The following is a 17,950-nucleotide window of genomic DNA, read 5'->3' on the forward strand; positions in this document are numbered from 1 at the left end:
CCGTAGCCCAGATCCTGCCTGTTGGCACGGTGTCCCAGGAGGCGGGTCACTAGGCTGCTGCCTGTGAGTTCCTCCGTCGATGACGTCCTCGCGGCGCACGGTGTCCACGTGCGACCGCTCCATCAGGTGATTTCCCTGCTCCGGACGGATTGGCGTGACCTCGGCGAACTGGTCCGCGTCAGCACCGCGCCACGCCGGAGCGTCGAAGACGTCCTGAACGCGCTCGGTGACGACTTGGAGCGGAACGAGTCCCGCTTCCGGCTGGCCCCCGCCACCCGGGAGAAGTACGCGCGCTTCGGGGCGCCGGACCGGAAATCCGATCCCGGCCTGCTGAAGACCATCACCAGCTACGTCGAGAACGTGCCCGCGCCGCTGGCCGCGCTCGATCACGTGCAGGCGACGCCGGAGACGGTGCTGAACCGGGCGCTGTGGCTGGACGAGCGCTACGACCTCGGCACGGCGAAGCTGTTGTTCCTGGGCGACCACGACCTCACTTCACTGGCCGTGCGCGCGTTGCGGCCGGACGCGGACCTCACCGTCGTCGATCTCGACGACCGCGTGCTCTCCTACATCGACGAACTCAGCGAGCGCTCCATCCGCACGCTGCACACGGATCTGCGGGTCGGCCTGCCGCCGTCGGTGACCGGGCGGATGGACCTCGTGTTCAGTGATCCGCCTTACACCCCCGAGGGAATGGGCCTCTTCGCGGCACGCGGGGTGCAGGCGCTCGCCGAACCCTCGGACGGGCGGCTGCTGCTCGCCTACGGCTACAGCCCGCGCCACCCCGCGCTGGGGGCGCAGGTGCAGCGGGCACTCGCGACGCTCGGGCTGACCTTCGAAGCGATCCTTCCGGACTTCAACCGGTACTTCGGCGCGCAGGCGATCGGGAGCGCGGCGGACCTCTACGTCTGCCAGCCGACCGCGAAGTCGAAGAAGAACCGTGGTGGCAAGGGGAAGGCCGCGATCTACACGCACGGCCCGCAGTCGGTGGAGTCCGCCGGCGCGGCCAAGCCGTCGCTGCTGGACAAGCTGCACGAGATCGCCACCGAAGGCGGGCTGGCACTGGAGTCGCGGCCGGTCGACTGGTCCGTCTCCGGGCCGGAAGGCGACGCGGTCGCGATGGACCTCTCGGCCGACCCCGGCCCGTGGCTGCTGCGGACCCTGCTGGGCACCAACGCGCGACGGCTGGCGCTGCTGGTGCCGAACTCGCATCCCGATCTGACGAACGCCGAGGCGCAGGGCGCGCTCAACCGGCTGGTCGGGGCGAAGTACCGGCTGCGGCTGCTGCGGAGCACCCCGGACAACCGGCACGCCATCGTCGTCGCGGACGCCGTCGAGCACCAGGAAGAACTGCTGACCAGGGCGCACGCGCGGCTGGCGAACGTCTCGCTGGACGTTCCGCCGGAGCTGACGGACGCGCGGCTGATCGACCTGCCGCGTCATCGGCTGGCGGAGCTGCTCGGCTGAGCGTGTCATCGGAACTTCATGGGCCGTTCCTAAATTCGGTCCCATGAACCAGCCGTACGGGTTTGTCCACCCACCCGGGTACCCGCCGCAACGCCCCAAGACCAGCGGCCTCGCGATCGCCACGCTCGTACTGGGCTTGGCCGGTTGCCTGGCGCTGCCGCTGCTCCCCGCGGTCATCCTGGGCATCATCGCCCTCACCCAGACCGGTCCGGGGAAGCAGCAGGGCCGGGGCCTGGCGATCGGCGGCCTCGCGGCGGCGGGAATCTGGACCATCGGCTGGGTCGCGCTGCTCGGGAACACCATGGGGAATCCGGACAACTACACCGCGAGCCCGTCGAGCGCGAGTTGCGCGACCCCGCCGGCCGGGCACGCCAACATCTGCACCCTGAAGCCGGGCGATTGCTTGCGACAGCCCGTGGGCTCCGCCACGAGCGTCGAACTCGCCGCGTGCGGGAGCCCGCACAGCACCGAGGTGATCGGAGCCTTCACCGCGACGGACGGCCCCTGGCCCGACAGCGGAGAACTGAAATCGGAGGCCTTGGAGCACTGTCAGCGGATCATGGCCAAGAACGTGGACAGTCCGCGGCTCGACGCGGAAGGTGTCTACACCGACCTGGGCTACTTGAAGCCTGAGCGCGAGCCCTGGAAGCAGGGTGTGCGCACCGTCTTCTGCACGCTCATCTCGCCGGATTCGAAGCTGACCGGTTCCGTCCTCGTCCCCGGCGCCGATCTGGCCGTTCCGACCGGCTGAGCGTGTCAACCCCCAGATGCCAGGAACGGTCCTTTCCTTGCGAAATTTGCAAGGAAAGGACCGTTCCTAGCACTCGAGAGCGCGTGAAAGGGACCGTCACACCACGCCGTCGGCCTCCGCGGCCTTCGCGACCGCGGCGGCCACCTCGGGCGCGACGCGCGGGTCCAGCGGGCTCGGGACGATCCGGTCCGGACCGAGGTCGTCCTGCGCGACGGCGAAGATCGCTTCGGCCGCCGCCAGCTTCATGTTCTCCGTGATCGCCCGCGCACCGGAGTCCAGCGCGCCGCGGAAGACGCCGGGGAACGCCAGCACGTTGTTGATCTGGTTCGGAAAGTCGCTGCGCCCGGTCGCCACGATCTTGGCGTACCGCGACGCCGCGACCGGGTGCACCTCCGGGTCGGGGTTCGACAGCGCGAACACGATCGCGTCGTCGGCCATCCCGGCCAGCAGGGTCTCGTCGATGGTCGCCCCGGACAGGCCCAGGAAGACGTCGGCGCCCTTCAGCGCCTCGCCGAGGCCGCCACGCAGGCCGGCCGTGTTCGTGGTCTCGGCGAGCTTCTGCTTGATCGGGTTCAGGCCCTCACGACCGGAGTGGATGATGCCGCGCGAGTCGAGCACGGTGACGTCCGCGACGCCGGCGTTCTGCAGGATCCTGGCGCAGGCCACCCCCGCTGCGCCCGCTCCCGAGACGACCACGCGCTGGCCGGAGATGTCCTTGCCGAGGACCTGGTTCGCCCCGCGCAGCGCGGCCAGCGTGACGATCGCCGTCCCGTGCTGGTCGTCGTGCATGACCGGGCAGTCAAGGGCTTCCTTGAGGCGGTCCTCCAGCTCGAAGCAGCGCGGCGCCGAGATGTCCTCCAGGTTCACCGCGCCGAACGACGGGCGCAGCCGGACCAGGGTCTCGATGATCTCGTCGACGTCGGTGGTGTCGAGCACCAGCGGGATCGAGTCGAGCCCGCCGAAGGTCTTGAACAGGACCGACTTGCCCTCCATGACCGGCAGCGAAGCGCTCGCGCCGATGTCACCGAGGCCGAGCACCGCCGTACCGTCGCTGACCACCACGACCAGCCTGTCCGCCCACGTGTACCGCTTCGCCTTGGCCGCGTCCTCGGCGATCGCCCGGCTCACCTTCGCCACCCCAGGCGTGTACGCGACCGAAAGGTCACGGGGCGAGGAGATCGGTCGCGTGGCGGCCACGGAGAGCTTGCCGCCCTCGTGCCCCTCGAAGATCTCGGTGTCCGTCACTGGCGTGGTCATCGTGGTGGTTCCCGTCATTGCTTCCGCCGTGTCTAAGGACGGCGAAGTCTCGATTCGAGCGAAGGTCATTGGAATTCTCCTGGGACTGCGAGCGGGGGAACTGGCCGGTGAGCAGGCCAAAACTGGGCATGGCCCGGCCACCTGGGGTAACTCGTCCTCCGACACGGCAGCCCAGCGCGGTAGCGCCGGCCTGTCGGCGAAGCGTCCAATCGGCCATCGGTGCCGTGGGTGTGGCGACGGCCGCGGACGCAGCGGTCAGATCATTGTGACAGGCGTGCGGACCAGTACGCCCCTCTGGTGCGGTTGATGTCACAAACCGGCCCGGTTTTCCGCAGCTCAGAAGAGGTTTCGCAAGACGTCCGTCCGGCTTGGGATGCGCTCGTTAGCATTGAGGACATGCACGCCAGGCGCCTCAGCATCCCCGACTGTTTCGAGTTCACCCCGCGGGTTTTCCCCGATCAACGCGGCCTGTTCGTGGCGCCTTTCCAGGAAGAAGCGTTCGTCGAAGCGGTCGGGCACCGGCTTCGTCTCGGGCAGACCAACACGAGCGTGTCGCGCCGTGGGTCCATCCGCGGCGTGCATTTCGCGGACACCCCGCCCGGGCAGGCGAAGTACGTGTACTGCCCGAACGGTTCGCTGCTGGACGTCCTCGTGGACCTCCGGGTCGGCTCGCCCACTTTCGGTGAATGGACGTCCGTTCTGCTCGACAGCGCCGAGTACAAGGCGGTCTACATCGCCGAAGGCGTGGGCCACGCCTTCATGGCGCTCGAAGACGAAACCGTCATGGCGTACCTCTGCTCCGAGCCGTACAACCCGGCGGGCGAGCACGGCGTCAACCCGATGGACGCCGAACTCGCCCTGCCCTGGCCCCAGGACATCGAACCCGTCGTGTCCGAAAAGGACACCGCGGCGCCCTACCTGAAAGAGGCCTTGGAGCAGGGACTGCTGCCGCGGTACGACGACTGTGTCGCGTACTACGAGAAGTTGCGGACCGCGAACTGAGCTAGCGCGCCACGTCTTCGGCCAGCACCCGTTCCACGTTCCGTTCCGCGAGCGCGGTGATCGTGACGAAGGGGTTCACCCCGGTGCTGCCCGGGATCAGCGAGCCGTCGGTCACGTAAAGGTTCGGGTAGCCCTTCACACGGCCGTACAGGTCGGTGGCCTCACCCAGCACCAAACCACCCAGCGGGTGATAGGTGAACCGGTTCTCGAACGACCGCGTATCCCCGAACAGGTCGCTGCGGTAGATCGTGCGGTTCGCCCGGTTGACCTTGTCGAACAACGACTTCGCCGCGTCGATCGACGGCTTCCCCTGCGAAGCGCTCCAGTGGAGCCGCGCGGAGTCGCTCGCGGCGTCGTAGGTGAAGTGGCCGCGTTCGGGGTTCTTCGTGATCGCCAGGTACAGGCTCAGCCAGGTTTCGACCCCGGCCGGCACCGGCGCGACCTCGGCGAAGACCGGGTTCACCGGGTCGTCCCACGCGTCGATGCCGAGGGCGGGCATACCCGACTGCAGCGATCCGCCGACGTCCCACGCGTGGTTGGCGCGGCCCAGCATCACGTTGCCGTTGGTGCCCCAGCCGCGCCCGACCTCATCGTTCAGCCTCGGCAGCGTCCCCGTCTCGCGTGCCCGCACGAGCAGCTCCGTAGAACCGAGGCTGCCGGCGCCGAGGAACAGGTATTTCGCGCCGAGTTGCTTCCTCGCCACGATCGCGCCGTCTTCGGCGGTCTCGTGCACGGTAAGGACATACGTGCCGTCGGTCTGGCGGGTGATCCCGCGGACCTCGTGCAGCGTCTTGATGGTCACCTTCCCGGTGCCCAGCGCGGCCGCGAGGTAGGTCTTGTCGAGGGACCGTTTGCCGTGGTTGTTGCCGTAGATGACCTCGGACGCGAGCGCCGACCTCGGCACCTTGCCCGCTTCTTCGCGCTTCATGTACTCGAAGTCGTAAACGCTGGGCACGAACACCGTCTTGAGTCCCGCACGCGTCGCGGCCTTCCGGGACACCCGCGCGTAGCGATAGGAACGGCACGTTTCGAACCAGCGCGGGTCGATGTGGTTCACGCCTAGGGTCTGATTGGCGCGCGGGAAGTACTTGCCGTACATCTCGTCCGAGTCGACGGCGGGCAGGATCTCCTCGAAGTACGACCGCTTCGGTGTCACGGCCATCGCGCCGTTGACCAGCGAACCGCCGCCGACGCCGCGTCCGACGTAGACGGACATGTCGCCGTGGCTCACCCGGTCGAGGACACCGGGGTACCGCCCGATGTCGCGGTTCGCCAGGTCCATCCAGAGAAACGACGCGAGCGGGGCCTGTGTGCGGTTCTTGAACCACGCGGCCCGGCGGTCCGGCCGCAGCATGTCGCAGAAGACCTTGCCGTCCGGCCCCGGGTCGGCCCACAGTTTGCCCATTTCGAGCATGACCGTGGGAATCCCGGCCTCACCGAGGCGGAGCGCGGTGACCGCGGCGCCGTAGCCGGTGCCGATGACCACGGCCGTCGAGAAGCCCGGCGACGCTTCTTCGGCCTGTGCGGTGGAAATCGTGGTCAGCCCGAGAGCGGCGGCGGAGTTGAGCGCGGTGTACCCGAGGAACTTGCGGCGCGACAGTGGGGACATGCGCCGATGATCGCCCGCAGTTCGAGCCGCCTTCAAGAGCGAATCCGAAGCAGATTCGCGTCAGCTGGGTAAACACCGTTTATTTTCACTCGAACGTGGTGATTCAGGGGCCCCTTGGGTGACTTCCCCGATGTGGCTCAAACCGGCACAGACCACTCTTTCGAGGCATGAGACGCCTCCTCGCCGCGACCGCGGCCGCCCTGTCCGCAGCCGCCCTCTTCGTCTTCCCCGGCCACGCCTCCGCGGCGGGGTTGCCCGACTTCGACTTCTCCGCCTGCCCCGCTCCGCCCGCCGACGCCGACCCCGGCACGTGGCGTTGTGAAGCCTTTGTCGCCCAAGGAGCCCTGACCATCGGCGACCGCGCGATCCCGCTCGGGGAGATGCGGCTGACGTTCTCCGAAGGCAAGGTGGACGGGAAATACGCGCAGGTGTTCGGCGAACTGCGGCACGCTCCGGCCCGGATCCGCGGCACTTTCGGCGCGGCCATCCAGCTGAAGTACGGTGGCTACTCGGACTTCCAGTCCGATGACGAGCGCCGCGGCGAACTGGACCTCTACGCCGCCCTGCGGCATCCCTTGCTGCCCAAGGAATGCACGATCGGCACCCTCGGCGCGCCGCTGCACTCGGTGGTCAAGGACGATCCCGCGGTCCCCTTCGAGGTGATCTCGCAGAACCCCACGACGGTGAAATTCGGCGTCGTCGACTCGCAGCTCGCACTGCCCGGCACCAGCGGCTGCGGCCCGCTGACGCGAGTGGCCGACGAGGTGCTCGGCCTGCCGTCGGCGAGCGGGAAGAACACCTTCACGATGGCGACCTACGTACAGTTCAAACCCCTCTGACCACCCGCATTTCGTCCTCTGAATGCGGGTGGCCGCGATCGGCAACTCGTGAGTGCCGGGGCATGTCGCGAAAGCTTCTTTCGCGACACCTGATGTCCCGAAAGTGGCTTTCGCGACACGGCCGCGCGCCCGATCCTGGACGGAAGCGATGTCCTGAAGGCCACCCTTGAGACATCCAACGTCCCTAAGGTGGCCCTCGGGACACTTCACCCGCCAGACGGAACGCATTCAGAGGACTAAATGCCCGAGGTGGCCCGGAGTCCCTACTTCTTCTTCGTCACCCAGATGGTGATGGTCGCGGTCACGACGGGCTTCCCGTTCGTGTCCGTGATCGTCACCGGGACGGGGAGCTCGAAGCCCTCGTCGCCGAATTCCGGCAACTCCGGCAGCTCCGCGACGGCGCGCAGGCTCGTCTCGGCCTTCGCCACGTACGCGACCGTCATGCCCTTCGGCAGCCAGCGATGCGTCGTCGGCACGGTCGCCTCGGCGAGCATGCCCATCGCGATCTCGGCGAGGTTGCAGGCCGCGATCGCGTGAAAGGTCTTGATGTGGTTGTAAACACCCCACCACTTCGGGGACGTCACCTCGCAGCGGCCGGGACGCAGGTCGCGCACCGACGGGAGCACCGTCCGGAAGTACGGCACACGCAGGCACATCGCCGCCGAGAACAGCTGTTTGCCGACCGGCTTGCCCGCCAGCCGGTTCCACATCGCGTAGGTCGGATTCTGCGCCATCACGGTCTCCTCATCATGTTACTCACCAGTAGCATAACCGGACGGCAGGCTATATTCGCAACGTGGCACATCGGCTCTTCCTCCTCCGGCACGGTCAGACCGAGTGGTCCGTCAACGGGCGGCACACCGGACGCACCGACATCCCGCTCACGGCCGCGGGCGAAGGACAGGCCCGCGCCGCGGGCGGCACCCTGCGCGCGGTGCTCGGCGGCAGCCCGGCGCTCGTCCTCTCCAGCCCCCGCACCCGCGCACTGCGCACGGCCGAACTGGCCGGCCTGCGCGTCGACGAGGTCACCGAAGAGCTGTCCGAATGGGACTACGGCGACTACGAGGGCGTCACGACCCCGGTGATCCGCGAGACCGTCCCGGGCTGGACGGTCTGGTCACACCCGATCCCCGGCGGCGAAAGCGCGGAGGACGTCAACGCCCGCGCGGACAAGCTGATCGACCGGATCCGCGAGCCGCTCGGCAAGGGTGACGTCATCCTGGTCGGCCACGGGCATTTCAGCCGCGTCCTGGTCGCGCGCTGGATCGGTCTCCCGTCGACCGCGGGCGTCCACTTCGGACTCGACCCGGCAGGCGTCGCGGTGCTCGGCGACGAACGCGGCGAGCCGCAGATCGAACACCTCAACCTGCTCCCCACCACAGAGGACTGAAAATGGACGACCGCATCCGGCGTATCCGCGAAGAAGACGTGGACGCCGTCGTCCAGCTCGTCTACGACCTCGCCGAGTTCGAACGCGCCCCGGACGAATGCCACCTCACGCCCGAACAGCTGCGCGTCGCGCTGTTCGGCGAGGCGCCGGGCCTGTTCGGGCACGTCGCCGAGGTCGACGGCGAGATCGTCGGCTACGCGCTCTGGTTCCTCAACTTCTCCACCTGGCGCGGGGTGCACGGCATCTACCTGGAGGACCTCTACGTCCGCCCCGAGCAGCGCGGCTCCGGCCTCGGCAAGGCTCTCCTGGCCACCCTCGCGGCGGTCTGCGTCGAGCGCGGCTACGCCCGTCTCGAATGGTCGGTGCTCAACTGGAACCCGGCTCAGGGGTTCTACAAGTCACTCGGCGCGGTGCCGATGGACGAATGGACCGTCGACCGCCTCACCGACGAACCCCTGAAGGCGCTCGCCGCGCAGGTCTAGCGGCGTCAGGAGTCGCGTTCCTCGCGTTCACGACGCGCCGCACGGCCCGCGGCGCCGTCCCGCTCGGCGGCCTCTTCCTCGGTCTCGCCCTCCTGCATCCCGAGCGCCCACGCGCGCGAAGGGCGGCGGAACAGCAGCACGATGACGGCGACGCCGACCAGCCCCAGCGGCACGCCCCACAACGGCTGCCCGGACGGGCCCGCGCCGTACCAGCCGACGCCCACCAGGATCAGCGCGACGACCACGCCAGGCGACCTCGCCCACGTCTTCCCCATCATCAGCCCGGCCGCGCAGGCCAGCGTCCCGGCGGCGAGGACGAGGTAGTAGGCGACTTCGGCCAGGAGGTTCTCCGGTCCGGCCCGGCCGTTGACCAGGAGCAGGATCGCGAACACGATCAGGGCGAGCCCCGGCAGCGCGGTGACGGCGCCGGCGAGGCGGACTTCACGGGGCGCGGGCGAGAGCTTGTCGGCGATGGACACGGCGAAACAGCCTTCCAGGCTTCCGGACACGGCGCTCCACCAGGGCGGGTCACCGTACGTGAGCACTTTCGATCGTATGCCACCCGGTCGGCCGGTTTCCCCTCGCCGCCACATGGGAAGAATTGGCGGTGTCGTCGATGAGCGGGCGGTCGGCCCGGGTGCACTTGTCACGACGCGCGACAGCTGCCGGCGATGAGGAGGGCCGCCCGCCACAGGGGTCACAAGGTGCTGCTTCGAGGACGCACGGGCCACTGAGCTTCGCGTCACCTGACGCTCCCCTCTTCGGGCCGAAGTCACTTACCCTGCGGTATGTGCGTGCCATCCTCGTCGTGAATCCCCAGGCCACCTCGACCACCGCCGGTGGCCGTGACGTGCTGGCGCACGCACTGGCCAGCCAGGTCAAACTCGACGTGGTGGAGACCGACTACCGCGGCCACGCGATGGCCGTGGCGCGGTCCGCCGCCCGCGACGGGATCGACCTGGTGGTCGCCCACGGCGGCGACGGCACGGTCAACGAGGTGGTCAACGGTCTCCTCGCCGACAGCGACGGCGACCCGGCGCGGGTCGGCGACGTCCCCATGCTCGGTGTCGTACCGGGCGGCTCGGCGAACGTCTTCGCCCGCGCGCTCGGGATCGCGCACGATCCGGTGGAAGCGACGCATCAGCTCCTCAACGCCATCGAGAACGACCGAAGCCGCAAAGTCGGCCTCGGGATCGCCGACGGCCACTGGTTCACCTTCAACGCCGGCCTGGGCTGGGACGCCGACGTCGTCGGCCGCGTGGCCAAGCGCCGGGGCAAGCAGACCACCGCGGGGCTCTATCTGAGGGCCGCGGTGGCGTCGCATCTGCGGCCTCCCCTCGGCCGTCCGCCCCTCACGGTCCGCATCCCGGGTGAAGAGCCCACCGAAGTGCTGACCGCTTTCGTGTCGAACACCGATCCGTGGAGCTACCTGGGCGACCGTCCCGTCCACCTGAACCCGGAGAGCTCGTTCGACACCGGACTGGGCCTTTTCGCGTTGAGCGGTCTGGGATTGCCCACCGTGTTCAAGCATGTACGGCAGGCATTGCTCACGAAGAGCGACCAACGCGGACGACGTCTCCTTCGTCACGATGACCTGCCGATGATCCGCATAGACGCTGCTGAACCGGTAAACTTCCAGGTGGACGGCGACCTCGTCGGCCAGCGGAAGAGAGTGGAGTTCTTCAGCGTCCCGGAAGCACTGACGGTAATCGTCTGACGACCGGACCGCTGATCGCCTGCGGCAAAGTACGAACTGCCGCTCATCGACGCAGAACCTCCGCTCACCGCATCGGCCTTCCCATCGGAAGGCCGTTTCGGAACGAAACCGCAGGTCAGAAGCGTCGCTCGGCCGGGTGAGCTGACTCACCGATCTTCAGAAAACCCTTGTCGAAACGGGTGCTTCGTGAAAGCATTCACAAGCACCCAAAAAAACGACCGCCATGACGACTATGGCGCGGAGTACCGCGCCGTTATGAAGGAGCTCAGAAACATGGACTGGCGCCACGACGCGGCCTGCCGAGACGAGGACCCCGAGCTGTTCTTCCCCGTGGGAACCAGCGGTCCTGCTCTGTCGCAGGTAGCGCAGGCGAAGGCCGTGTGCCACCGCTGCACCGTCGCTTCCGACTGCTTGGCCTGGGCATTGGCCAGCGGGCAGGACGCAGGCGTCTGGGGCGGGATGAGCGAGGACGAGCGACGGGCCCTGAAGCGCCGTCGTACGCACATCGGCACGCGTACCTCCGCCTGAGTTTTTCAACTCACGCACGCTTCATCGCATCACCGAAAACCGAGTAGCACCCCCAAGCTTCGGGTAATCCCGCGGTGTAGTGGCTCTATGGCCCTGCGCCGCGAGGTGACACGTACCCGACTTGAGCTTAACAAGCGAGGCCGACACGCCCCCGAGGGGGTGTGGCTTCAGCGGACTTTTCACAAGTCCTCCCGCGGAACCGTTACAGGGCCGGCGCCATCTTCTCTTCGGGCGCCGGCCCTAAAACGTGTCCGGGTGAGACTGTCCATTGAGGACGATCAAAAGGGACAGTCCACTACAGACGTCGCGAAAGCGGGATGCGCAAGGCGGCTTCGGTGCCCAGCCGGCGGCCGCCCGTCTCCTCGGAGTCCCCGCGCAGTCCCCGGATCGACAGCGAGCCGCGCAGTTCCGACTCCACCAGGGTCCGCACGATCTGGAGCCCGAGGCCGTCGCTGCGTTCCAGCGAGAAACCCGAAGGCAGCCCGCGCCCGTTGTCGCGGATGACGACGTCGAGCCAGCGCGCCGAGCGCTCCACCACGAGCTCGACCTTGCCCGGCCGTCCGTCGGGGAAGGCGTGCTCGATGGCGTTCTGGACCAGCTCGGCCAGCACCATCACCAACGGCGTCGCGATCTCGGCGACGACGACGCCGAACGATCCCGTGCGCGAGAGCCCGACCTGCGATTCGGCCGTCGCGACCTCGCCGACCATCGGGAGGACGTTGTCGAGCAGCTTGTCGAGGTCGACCCGCTCGTCCACCGAGATGGACAGCGCCTCGTGCACCATCGCGATCGACGAGACCCGGCGCACGGATTCGCCGAGCGCGAGCCGCGCCTCCTCGCTGGATGTCCGGCGTGACTGGAGCCGCAGCAACGCGGCGACGGTCTGGAGGTTGTTCTTCACCCGGTGATGGATCTCGCGGATGGTCGCGTCCTTCGAAAGGAGGGCGCGGTCACGGCGCTTCACCTCGGTGACGTCGCGCACCAGCACCAGCGCGCCGGCGGGCTGCCCGGCGGGGCGCAGCGGCAGCGCACGGAACAGCACGACGGCGCCGCGCCGGGAATCCGCCTCCGTCCGGCTGCTGGGCTTGCCGTCGAGCGCCTCGATGATCCGGTGCGACACCTCGGTCGCGTCGAACGGGTCACGGATGAGCGACCTGGTCAGCGGCGCGAGGCGCTGGCCGACGAGGTCCGATTCGTGCCCCATCCGGTGGTAGGCCGACAACCCGTTCGGGCTGGCGAAGACCACCGTGCCGGTCGGGTCGAGGCGGATGAGGCCGTCGCCGACCCGCGGGCTGGTGTGGGTGTCCGTCTGGTTCCCCGGGCTGGGGAAGGTGCCGTCGACGATCATCTGGCACAGGTCGCCCGCGCTGCCGAGGTACGCGATTTCGAGCGGGCTGGGCACCCGCGAGGCGGCCAGGTTGGTCTCGCGGCTGAGCACGGCGATCACCGTGCCGCCGAACGCCACCGGGATGGCTTCACGCCGCATCGGCAGGTCGCGGTACCAATGCGGGTCCTCTTCGCGGCAGATCCGCACCTCGCGGCTCGCCTTGGCCAGCTGCGGATGCTCGTCCTCGGTGAACCGGGAGCCGACGACGTCCTCCGGATGGGCCGTCGGAGCCGTCGTCGGGCGCGCGTGCGCGACGCACACGAAGTCGCCGCCGTCGGGTTGCAGCTCCTCCGACACGGCGACCCAGAGCAGGAAGTCGGCGAAGGACAGGTCGGCCAGCAGCTGCCATTCGGCGACCACGGTCTGGAGATGGTCCGCGGCTTGACCGGACAGGCCGGTGTTCTCCGCGAGCAGATCGGAAAGGGTGGACACGTCCCCATCCAAGCAGGGTGAGGGCCGCATGACACACTGGAGAGGTTGACCCTGGCCCAGCGGTGTCGTATCACCCCGCGCGGGCCACTCGGACGAGGAGTGAAACATGTCGAAGCGCGCCCGCAAGCGTCGCGACCGTAAGAAGAACGGCGCGAACCACGGCAAGAAGCCCAACTCCTGATCATCGATCAGACGACGAAGGCCCCCGCACCGATCCGGTACGGGGGCCTTCGTGTGTCCTGGGCCGCGCTTACTCGAAGGTCTGCTCGATCTTGACCTCGGTGCGCTCGATGGTGATCGAGCCCTTGGTCTGCACGGTCTGGCGGATCGAGGCCCGCAGCCGGGACTTGAGGTCGTCCGGCGCGTGGTCACCACCGCATTTGCGGGCGAGCAGCTGCTTGATGTGCTCGTCGATGCCGTATTCCTCGAGGCACGGCGGGCAGTCCTCGATGTGCTTGCGCAGGGCGGCGTCGCGCTCGGCGCTGCACTCCTTGTCCAGGAGCAGGTAGATGTCGGCGAGGGCCTCCTCGCACCTGACCTTGTCGTCCGCTCCGGCGCAGTAGTCCTCGCTCATCGCCCCGCCACCTCCTGCTGCTTGCCCGCGCGGATGAAGCCGCGCTCGCGCGCGACGTCGGCGAGCAGGTCACGGAGCTGGGCGCGGCCGCGGTGCAGCCGGGACATCACGGTGCCGATGGGCGTGTCCATGATCTCGGCGATCTCCTTGTACGCGAAACCTTCGACATCGGCGAGGTAGACCGCGAGGCGGAACTCCTCGGGCAGCTTCTGCAGCGCTTCCTTGACGTCGGCGTCGGGCAGGTTGTCCATCGCCTCGACCTCGGCCGAGCGCAGCCCGCTGGAGGTGTGGCTCTCCGCCTTGGCGATCTGCCAGTCGGTGATCTCCTCGGTGGGCTGCTGCACCGGCTGGCGCTGACGCTTGCGGTAGCCGTTGATGTAGGTGTTCGTGAGGATGCGGTACATCCACGCCTTGAGGTTCGTACCCGCCTTGAAAGACGCGAAGGCCGCGTATGCCTTCAGGTACGTCTCCTGGACGAGGTCCTCCGCGTCGGCGGGGTTCCGGGTCATCCGCATGGCGGCCGAGTACAACTGGTCGAGCAGGGGCATCGCGTCCCGCTCGAAGCGCTCGGCCCGCGCGGCCGCCTCTTCGGCGTCCGTGCCCGTGTCCGGCGCGGGATTCTGCGTGCTCGGCAAACCGTTCCCTTCCCGATCGGCGTCGATGCGCTTGTGCGCATGAGACGTCGTCGAGTTTACGCGCGGACGGATCACCTGGCCGCCCGGCGTGCGCGGGATCAGGATTCGGGGGGCTTCGAGTGTGGTGGACACGTGCCTTTCAACAGCGACGCCCATTCGGGCATTCCCGCCCGCTCGTAGACTTCGCCCATGGCAGGCAAGGGAACCCCGGCGACGGCGCTGCTGGCGAAGCAGAAAGTGGCGCATGTTCTGCACGCCTACGACCACGACCCGCGGGCCGAGTCGTACGGCCTCGAAGCCGTCGAAGCGCTGGGGCTCGACCCCGCGCGCGTGTTCAAGACACTGGTCGCCGAGGTCGACGGGAAACTGACCGTCGGTGTGGTCCCGGTCACCGGTCAGCTGGACCTGAAGGCGCTGGCGGCCGCCGCGGGCGGGAAGAAGGCGAAGATGGCCGACCCCGCCGCCGCGCAGCGCGCGACGGGATACGTGCTCGGCGGGATCTCGCCGCTCGGGCACCGGAGCAGGCTGCCGGTGGTGATCGATTCGTCGGCGGAGAAGTTCGAGACCGTGCATTGCTCGGCCGGGCGCCGTGGCCTGGAGGTCGAGCTCGCGCCCGGTGACCTGGCGCGGCTCACCGGTGCCGTGGTCGCCCCGATCGCGGGCTGACCTCCCGCGTTTCGTCCTCTGAATGCGGTAGTCGCACGCGCAAGGACCGCATTCAGAGGACGAAATGCGGGGAAGAAGCTCACCCGCGAGAGGGAGTGGAGTCGGTCCGCGGCGGGAAGATCGCCGGGCCGCGCTCGGGAATCGTCATCGGCAAGCGGAAGACGAACTCCCGGGAGCGACGAAATGGCCAAGACCCTGCCCGACGTGCCGAGGTGGGCGAACCTCGCCGCCCACGCGACGCTGCTGGTGACCCTGCCCTCCGGGCTGTGGCGGATCGCGATGGGCCTCGGCCTCCCCGTGGGGTTCACCGCCCAAGGCTTGGTGGAGTTCGGGATCCCCGGCTGGGGCACGGCCTACGTCTTCGGTCTGAGCCTGCTCGCCGAATCGCTCGCGTTCCTCACCCTCGGCCTGGTCCGGCCGTGGGGCGAGATGTGGCCGCGCTGGATCCCGGGGCTGCGCGGCCGCCGGATCCCGCCGCTCGCCGCGATCCTCCCGGCGGCCGCGGGCGCGATCGCCCTGACCTTGCTGGGGATCCAGGGGCTGTTCGGCTGGGGAGTGGCCGACTCTTCGATGTCGCCGGGCAGCTGGGAGGCGTCACCGGTCTACGGCGTCGTCATGGCCGCCTGTTACGCGCCGCTCCTGCTCTGGGGCCCGCTGCTGGCCGCGGTCACCGCGCACTACGCCCGGCGGCGGTTCTCAGGTGAGCGGCCGCAGCACACGCTGCAGCCACTCGGCGGCCGCGCGTGACACGCCTTCGAGGTCGGCGCTGAGGTTGTGATCCCCCTGGAGCACCACGATCTCGTGATGCGGCCCCGCCTTGGGCAGGCCGAACGGGTCACGTTCACCCTGCACCACCAGGGTCGGGACCTCGACGGCGTCCAATTCGGCTTGCCTGCTCTTCTCCGGCTTTCCCGGCGGATGCTCGGGGAAGGCCAGGCAAAGCACCGCCACAGCCTGCCCCGCCGCGGCGGTCCGGCAGGCGACGCGGGCCCCGGACGACCGGCCGCCGAACACGATCGGGAGGTCGTCGAAGCGTTCGGAGATCTCGTCGGCCACGGTGAGCCAGGCGGTGTCGAGCTGGGTGGCGGGGGCGGGCGCCCGGCGGCCCGCCACCCGGTACGGCTGCTCGACGAGCGCGACGTGGACACCGGCCGCCTGCGCCGCGCGGGTGACCGCGACCAGATCCTTCGCGCCGATCCCGCCGCCCGCGCCGTGGCCGAGCATCAGGACCGCGACCCCTTCCTCGGCGCAGTGCAGCTCGGCCCGCGCGGGGCCGTAGGCGGTGTCGATCTCCAGCTTCGTCATGAGTTCGGCAGCTCGAAGAGCGCGCTGTCGGCGGCGGGTTCGACACGGTCCACCAGCTGCGGGCCGTTGTTGCGGACGTTGTTGACCAGGCTGGAGACCGGCCGCAGCTCGATCGTGTCGACCAGGTCCACCGGGGGCGGGACGAGCAGTTCGGTGACGTCGGGCCGGTCGGGGTCGAGCCAGGTGTCCCACTTCTCGCGCGGCATCAGCAGCGGCATGCGGTGGTGGATGTCGGTGAGCCTGCCGACCGAATCCGTGGTGATCACGGAGAAGGTGATCAGCGGATCGGCGTCCTTGTCGTCCTTCGGCCGCCAGGTCTCCCAGATCCCGGCGAACGCGAGCGATCCGTCACCCGGACCGGTCATGAAGAAGGGCTGCTTCTCCTTGCCGTCACGCCGCCACTCGTACCAGCCGTCGGCGGGGACCAGGCAGCGCCTCGCCGAGACCGCCTTCTTGAACGACGGCTTCTCCTTGGCCGTCTCGGCGCGCGTGTTGATCATCTTCGAGCCGACGCCGGGGTCCTTCGCCCAGAACGGGACCAGGCCCCAGCGCATCATGCGCAACGACCGGACGGCGGGCTCGTCTTCGAGCACCGCGCCGTCGGCGTCGCGCGGATGCCGCTGCACGACGGTGGGCACGTCCTTGGTCGGCGCCACGTTGTGATCGGTCCGGATCCGGCCCTCGGTCAGGTCCACCGCGGCGAACTCGTCGATCAGCGCCGCCGGGTCCTTGGTGGCGGCATAACGCCCGCACATGCGAAAACCTCCCTAATCGACAGCCATCGTTACACGCCGGCCAGACGATGGCGAGCAGCATGGGATCATTGTTCCGCGGTGTTCGAAGAGCAGGAGGCGGTTTGGCGGGCAAGGACTGGCGCAGGCTGGACGAATCCGACGTGCGGATCCGTCCCGGCAAGGGCACCAGGCCGCGCAGCAAACGCCGTCCCGAGCACGCGGACGCCTCCACGGCGATGGTCATCGGCAAGGACCGCGGCCGCTGGACCTGCGCGATCGACTCGGATCCGGACCGCGTCGTCACCGCCATGCGGGCCCGTGAGCTGGGCCGCGTCCCGGTCGTCGTCGGCGACACCGTCGGCATCGTCGGCGACGTGAGCGGCAAACCGGACACCCTCGCCCGCATCATCCGGGTGGACGAACGCTCCAGTGTGCTGCGCCGGACCGCGGACGACACCGACCCCTTCGAACGAGTGGTGGTCGCGAACGCCGAGCAGCTGCTGATCGTGACCGCGCTGGCCGATCCCCCGCCGCGCACCGGATTCATCGACCGCTGTCTCGTCGCCTGCTACGCGGGCGGTCTCGAACCGGTCCTCTGCCTGACGAAGGCCGACCTCGCCAGCCCCGACGAACTCCTCGCCGGCTACGCGGGCCTCGACATCCCGGCCGTGGTCACCCGGCACGACGAGCATCCGGAAGAACTGACCGGGCGGCTCAAGGGCCGGGTCACCGCGCTCGTGGGGCATTCCGGCGTCGGTAAGTCCACTTTGGTCAACCGGCTGGTGCCCGACGCGGGACTGGCGACCGGTGTGGTCAGCGCGGTCGGCAAGGGCAGGCACACGTCCGTCGCGGCGGTCGCGCTCCCGCTGCCCGGCGGCGGCTGGGTGGTCGACACCCCCGGTGTCCGCTCGTTCGGGCTGGCGCATGTGACCGCCGACGACATCGTGCTCGCGTTCGAGGAATTCGCCGCGGCCGCCGAAGAGTGTCCTTCCGGCTGCGGTCACCTCGGGCCGCCTTCGGACCCGGACTGCGCGCTCGACGACGTGGTCACCGATGGTGATGCCAGTCACGAGAGACTCGGCTCTTTACGCCGCCTTTTGGGTTCCCGAGCCGGACACGACGACGATCGGTAACTAATTTCGCTCCATCGCGATACCCCGTTCGGATTAGATCAA

At 68.9% G+C, this 17,950-nt stretch carries 21 protein-coding genes; 12 read left to right on the forward strand and 9 right to left on the reverse strand.

The window, feature by feature from the left end; translation table 11 throughout:
• The first annotated feature begins 63 nt into the window (after positions 1-63).
• The gene (locus DMC61_RS15650) at positions 64-1,467 is read left to right on the forward strand and encodes a bis-aminopropyl spermidine synthase family protein (protein WP_125689871.1); all 1,404 of its coding nucleotides are present in this window, start codon (positions 64-66) and stop codon (positions 1,465-1,467) included.
• Between the two features lie 43 nt (positions 1,468-1,510).
• Positions 1,511-2,218, forward strand: coding sequence for a DUF4190 domain-containing protein (locus DMC61_RS15655; RefSeq protein WP_125689872.1), 708 nt, complete (start codon positions 1,511-1,513; stop codon positions 2,216-2,218).
• Between the two features lie 96 nt (positions 2,219-2,314).
• Here the strand turns inward: DMC61_RS15655 and DMC61_RS15660 are convergent, their stop codons facing one another.
• Positions 2,315-3,475 (reverse strand): NADP-dependent malic enzyme, encoded by a 1,161-nt coding sequence (locus tag DMC61_RS15660; RefSeq protein ID WP_233594816.1) that lies wholly within the window; start codon positions 3,473-3,475, stop codon positions 2,315-2,317.
• Between the two features lie 396 nt (positions 3,476-3,871).
• On the opposite strand from DMC61_RS15660, the gene DMC61_RS15665 reads away from it, so the two are divergent.
• A complete protein-coding gene (locus tag DMC61_RS15665) occupies positions 3,872-4,477 on the forward strand; it encodes a dTDP-4-dehydrorhamnose 3,5-epimerase family protein (protein ID WP_125689874.1) in 606 nt (201 codons plus the stop codon).
• A 1-nt stretch (position 4,478) separates the two neighbouring features.
• Here DMC61_RS15665 and DMC61_RS15670 read toward each other — a convergent pair whose 3' ends face one another.
• Positions 4,479-6,086 (reverse strand): GMC oxidoreductase, encoded by a 1,608-nt coding sequence (locus tag DMC61_RS15670; protein WP_125689875.1) that lies wholly within the window; start codon positions 6,084-6,086, stop codon positions 4,479-4,481.
• 167 nt (positions 6,087-6,253) lie between these two features.
• Between DMC61_RS15670 and DMC61_RS15675 the strand changes: the two genes are divergently transcribed.
• Positions 6,254-6,925, forward strand: coding sequence for a hypothetical protein (locus DMC61_RS15675; RefSeq protein ID WP_125689876.1), 672 nt, complete (start codon positions 6,254-6,256; stop codon positions 6,923-6,925).
• A 263-nt stretch (positions 6,926-7,188) separates the two neighbouring features.
• On the opposite strand, the gene DMC61_RS15680 is transcribed toward DMC61_RS15675, so the two are convergent.
• Complete coding sequence (locus tag DMC61_RS15680) at positions 7,189-7,659, reverse strand: hotdog fold domain-containing protein (RefSeq protein ID WP_016337062.1); 471 nt, start codon at positions 7,657-7,659, stop codon at positions 7,189-7,191.
• Between the two features lie 62 nt (positions 7,660-7,721).
• Here DMC61_RS15680 and DMC61_RS15685 point away from each other — a divergent pair, with 62 nt between their 5' ends.
• Together DMC61_RS15685 and DMC61_RS15690 are read left to right on the forward strand one after the other, a co-directional pair.
• Entirely contained in the window at positions 7,722-8,315 is a 594-nt protein-coding gene (locus tag DMC61_RS15685; protein ID WP_016337063.1) for an acid phosphatase, read from the forward strand.
• A gap of 2 nt (positions 8,316-8,317) precedes the next feature.
• On the forward strand, positions 8,318-8,797 hold the full coding sequence (locus DMC61_RS15690) for a GNAT family N-acetyltransferase (RefSeq protein WP_037341065.1): 480 nt from the start codon (positions 8,318-8,320) through the stop codon (positions 8,795-8,797).
• Between the two features lie 5 nt (positions 8,798-8,802).
• Here DMC61_RS15690 and DMC61_RS15695 read toward each other — a convergent pair whose 3' ends face one another.
• Complete coding sequence (locus DMC61_RS15695) at positions 8,803-9,342, reverse strand: hypothetical protein (RefSeq protein WP_037341063.1); 540 nt, start codon at positions 9,340-9,342, stop codon at positions 8,803-8,805.
• Between the two features lie 245 nt (positions 9,343-9,587).
• On the opposite strand from DMC61_RS15695, the gene DMC61_RS15700 reads away from it, so the two are divergent.
• Positions 9,588-10,514, forward strand: coding sequence for a diacylglycerol kinase family protein (locus tag DMC61_RS15700; protein WP_016337066.1), 927 nt, complete (start codon positions 9,588-9,590; stop codon positions 10,512-10,514).
• Between the two features lie 273 nt (positions 10,515-10,787).
• Entirely contained in the window at positions 10,788-11,042 is a 255-nt protein-coding gene (locus DMC61_RS15705; protein ID WP_007028999.1) for a WhiB family transcriptional regulator, read from the forward strand.
• Between the two features lie 295 nt (positions 11,043-11,337).
• Here DMC61_RS15705 and DMC61_RS15710 read toward each other — a convergent pair whose 3' ends face one another.
• On the reverse strand, positions 11,338-12,861 hold the full coding sequence (locus DMC61_RS15710; RefSeq protein WP_125689877.1) for a sensor histidine kinase: 1,524 nt from the start codon (positions 12,859-12,861) through the stop codon (positions 11,338-11,340).
• A 106-nt stretch (positions 12,862-12,967) separates the two neighbouring features.
• On the opposite strand from DMC61_RS15710, the gene DMC61_RS42115 reads away from it, so the two are divergent.
• Positions 12,968-13,042 carry a 50S ribosomal protein bL37 gene (locus DMC61_RS42115; RefSeq protein ID WP_369299112.1) on the forward strand — a complete coding sequence of 25 codons (75 nt, stop codon included), beginning with the start codon at positions 12,968-12,970 and terminating at the stop codon, positions 13,040-13,042.
• A gap of 69 nt (positions 13,043-13,111) precedes the next feature.
• Here the strand turns inward: DMC61_RS42115 and rsrA are convergent, their stop codons facing one another.
• Complete coding sequence (gene rsrA / locus DMC61_RS15715; protein ID WP_037341057.1) at positions 13,112-13,435, reverse strand: mycothiol system anti-sigma-R factor; 324 nt, start codon at positions 13,433-13,435, stop codon at positions 13,112-13,114.
• Positions 13,432-14,070 (reverse strand): sigma-70 family RNA polymerase sigma factor, encoded by a 639-nt coding sequence (locus DMC61_RS15720; RefSeq protein ID WP_026466946.1) that lies wholly within the window; start codon positions 14,068-14,070, stop codon positions 13,432-13,434. Before DMC61_RS15720 ends, rsrA begins: the two co-directional genes overlap by 4 nt.
• A gap of 189 nt (positions 14,071-14,259) precedes the next feature.
• On the opposite strand from DMC61_RS15720, the gene ybaK reads away from it, so the two are divergent.
• Both ybaK and DMC61_RS15730 read left to right on the forward strand, forming a co-directional pair.
• Complete coding sequence (gene ybaK / locus DMC61_RS15725; protein WP_016337070.1) at positions 14,260-14,736, forward strand: Cys-tRNA(Pro) deacylase; 477 nt, start codon at positions 14,260-14,262, stop codon at positions 14,734-14,736.
• Positions 14,737-14,919: 183 nt separating this feature from the next.
• The gene (locus DMC61_RS15730; protein WP_125689878.1) at positions 14,920-15,483 is read left to right on the forward strand and encodes a hypothetical protein; all 564 of its coding nucleotides are present in this window, start codon (positions 14,920-14,922) and stop codon (positions 15,481-15,483) included.
• On the opposite strand, the gene DMC61_RS15735 is transcribed toward DMC61_RS15730, so the two are convergent.
• Positions 15,433-16,041, reverse strand: coding sequence for an alpha/beta family hydrolase (locus DMC61_RS15735; protein WP_016337071.1), 609 nt, complete (start codon positions 16,039-16,041; stop codon positions 15,433-15,435). The genes DMC61_RS15730 and DMC61_RS15735 overlap by 51 nt on opposite strands.
• Positions 16,038-16,796, reverse strand: a complete 759-nt coding sequence (locus DMC61_RS15740) for an SOS response-associated peptidase (protein WP_016337072.1) — start codon at positions 16,794-16,796, stop codon at positions 16,038-16,040. Before DMC61_RS15740 ends, DMC61_RS15735 begins: the two co-directional genes overlap by 4 nt.
• Positions 16,797-16,897: 101 nt before the next feature.
• Here DMC61_RS15740 and rsgA point away from each other — a divergent pair, with 101 nt between their 5' ends.
• Entirely contained in the window at positions 16,898-17,908 is a 1,011-nt protein-coding gene (gene rsgA, locus DMC61_RS15745; RefSeq protein ID WP_125689879.1) for a ribosome small subunit-dependent GTPase A, read from the forward strand.
• The last annotated feature ends 42 nt before the right edge of the window (positions 17,909-17,950 follow it).

The organism is Amycolatopsis sp. WAC 04169 (assembly GCF_003947535.1).
Taxonomy (GTDB): domain Bacteria; phylum Actinomycetota; class Actinomycetes; order Mycobacteriales; family Pseudonocardiaceae; genus Amycolatopsis; species Amycolatopsis keratiniphila.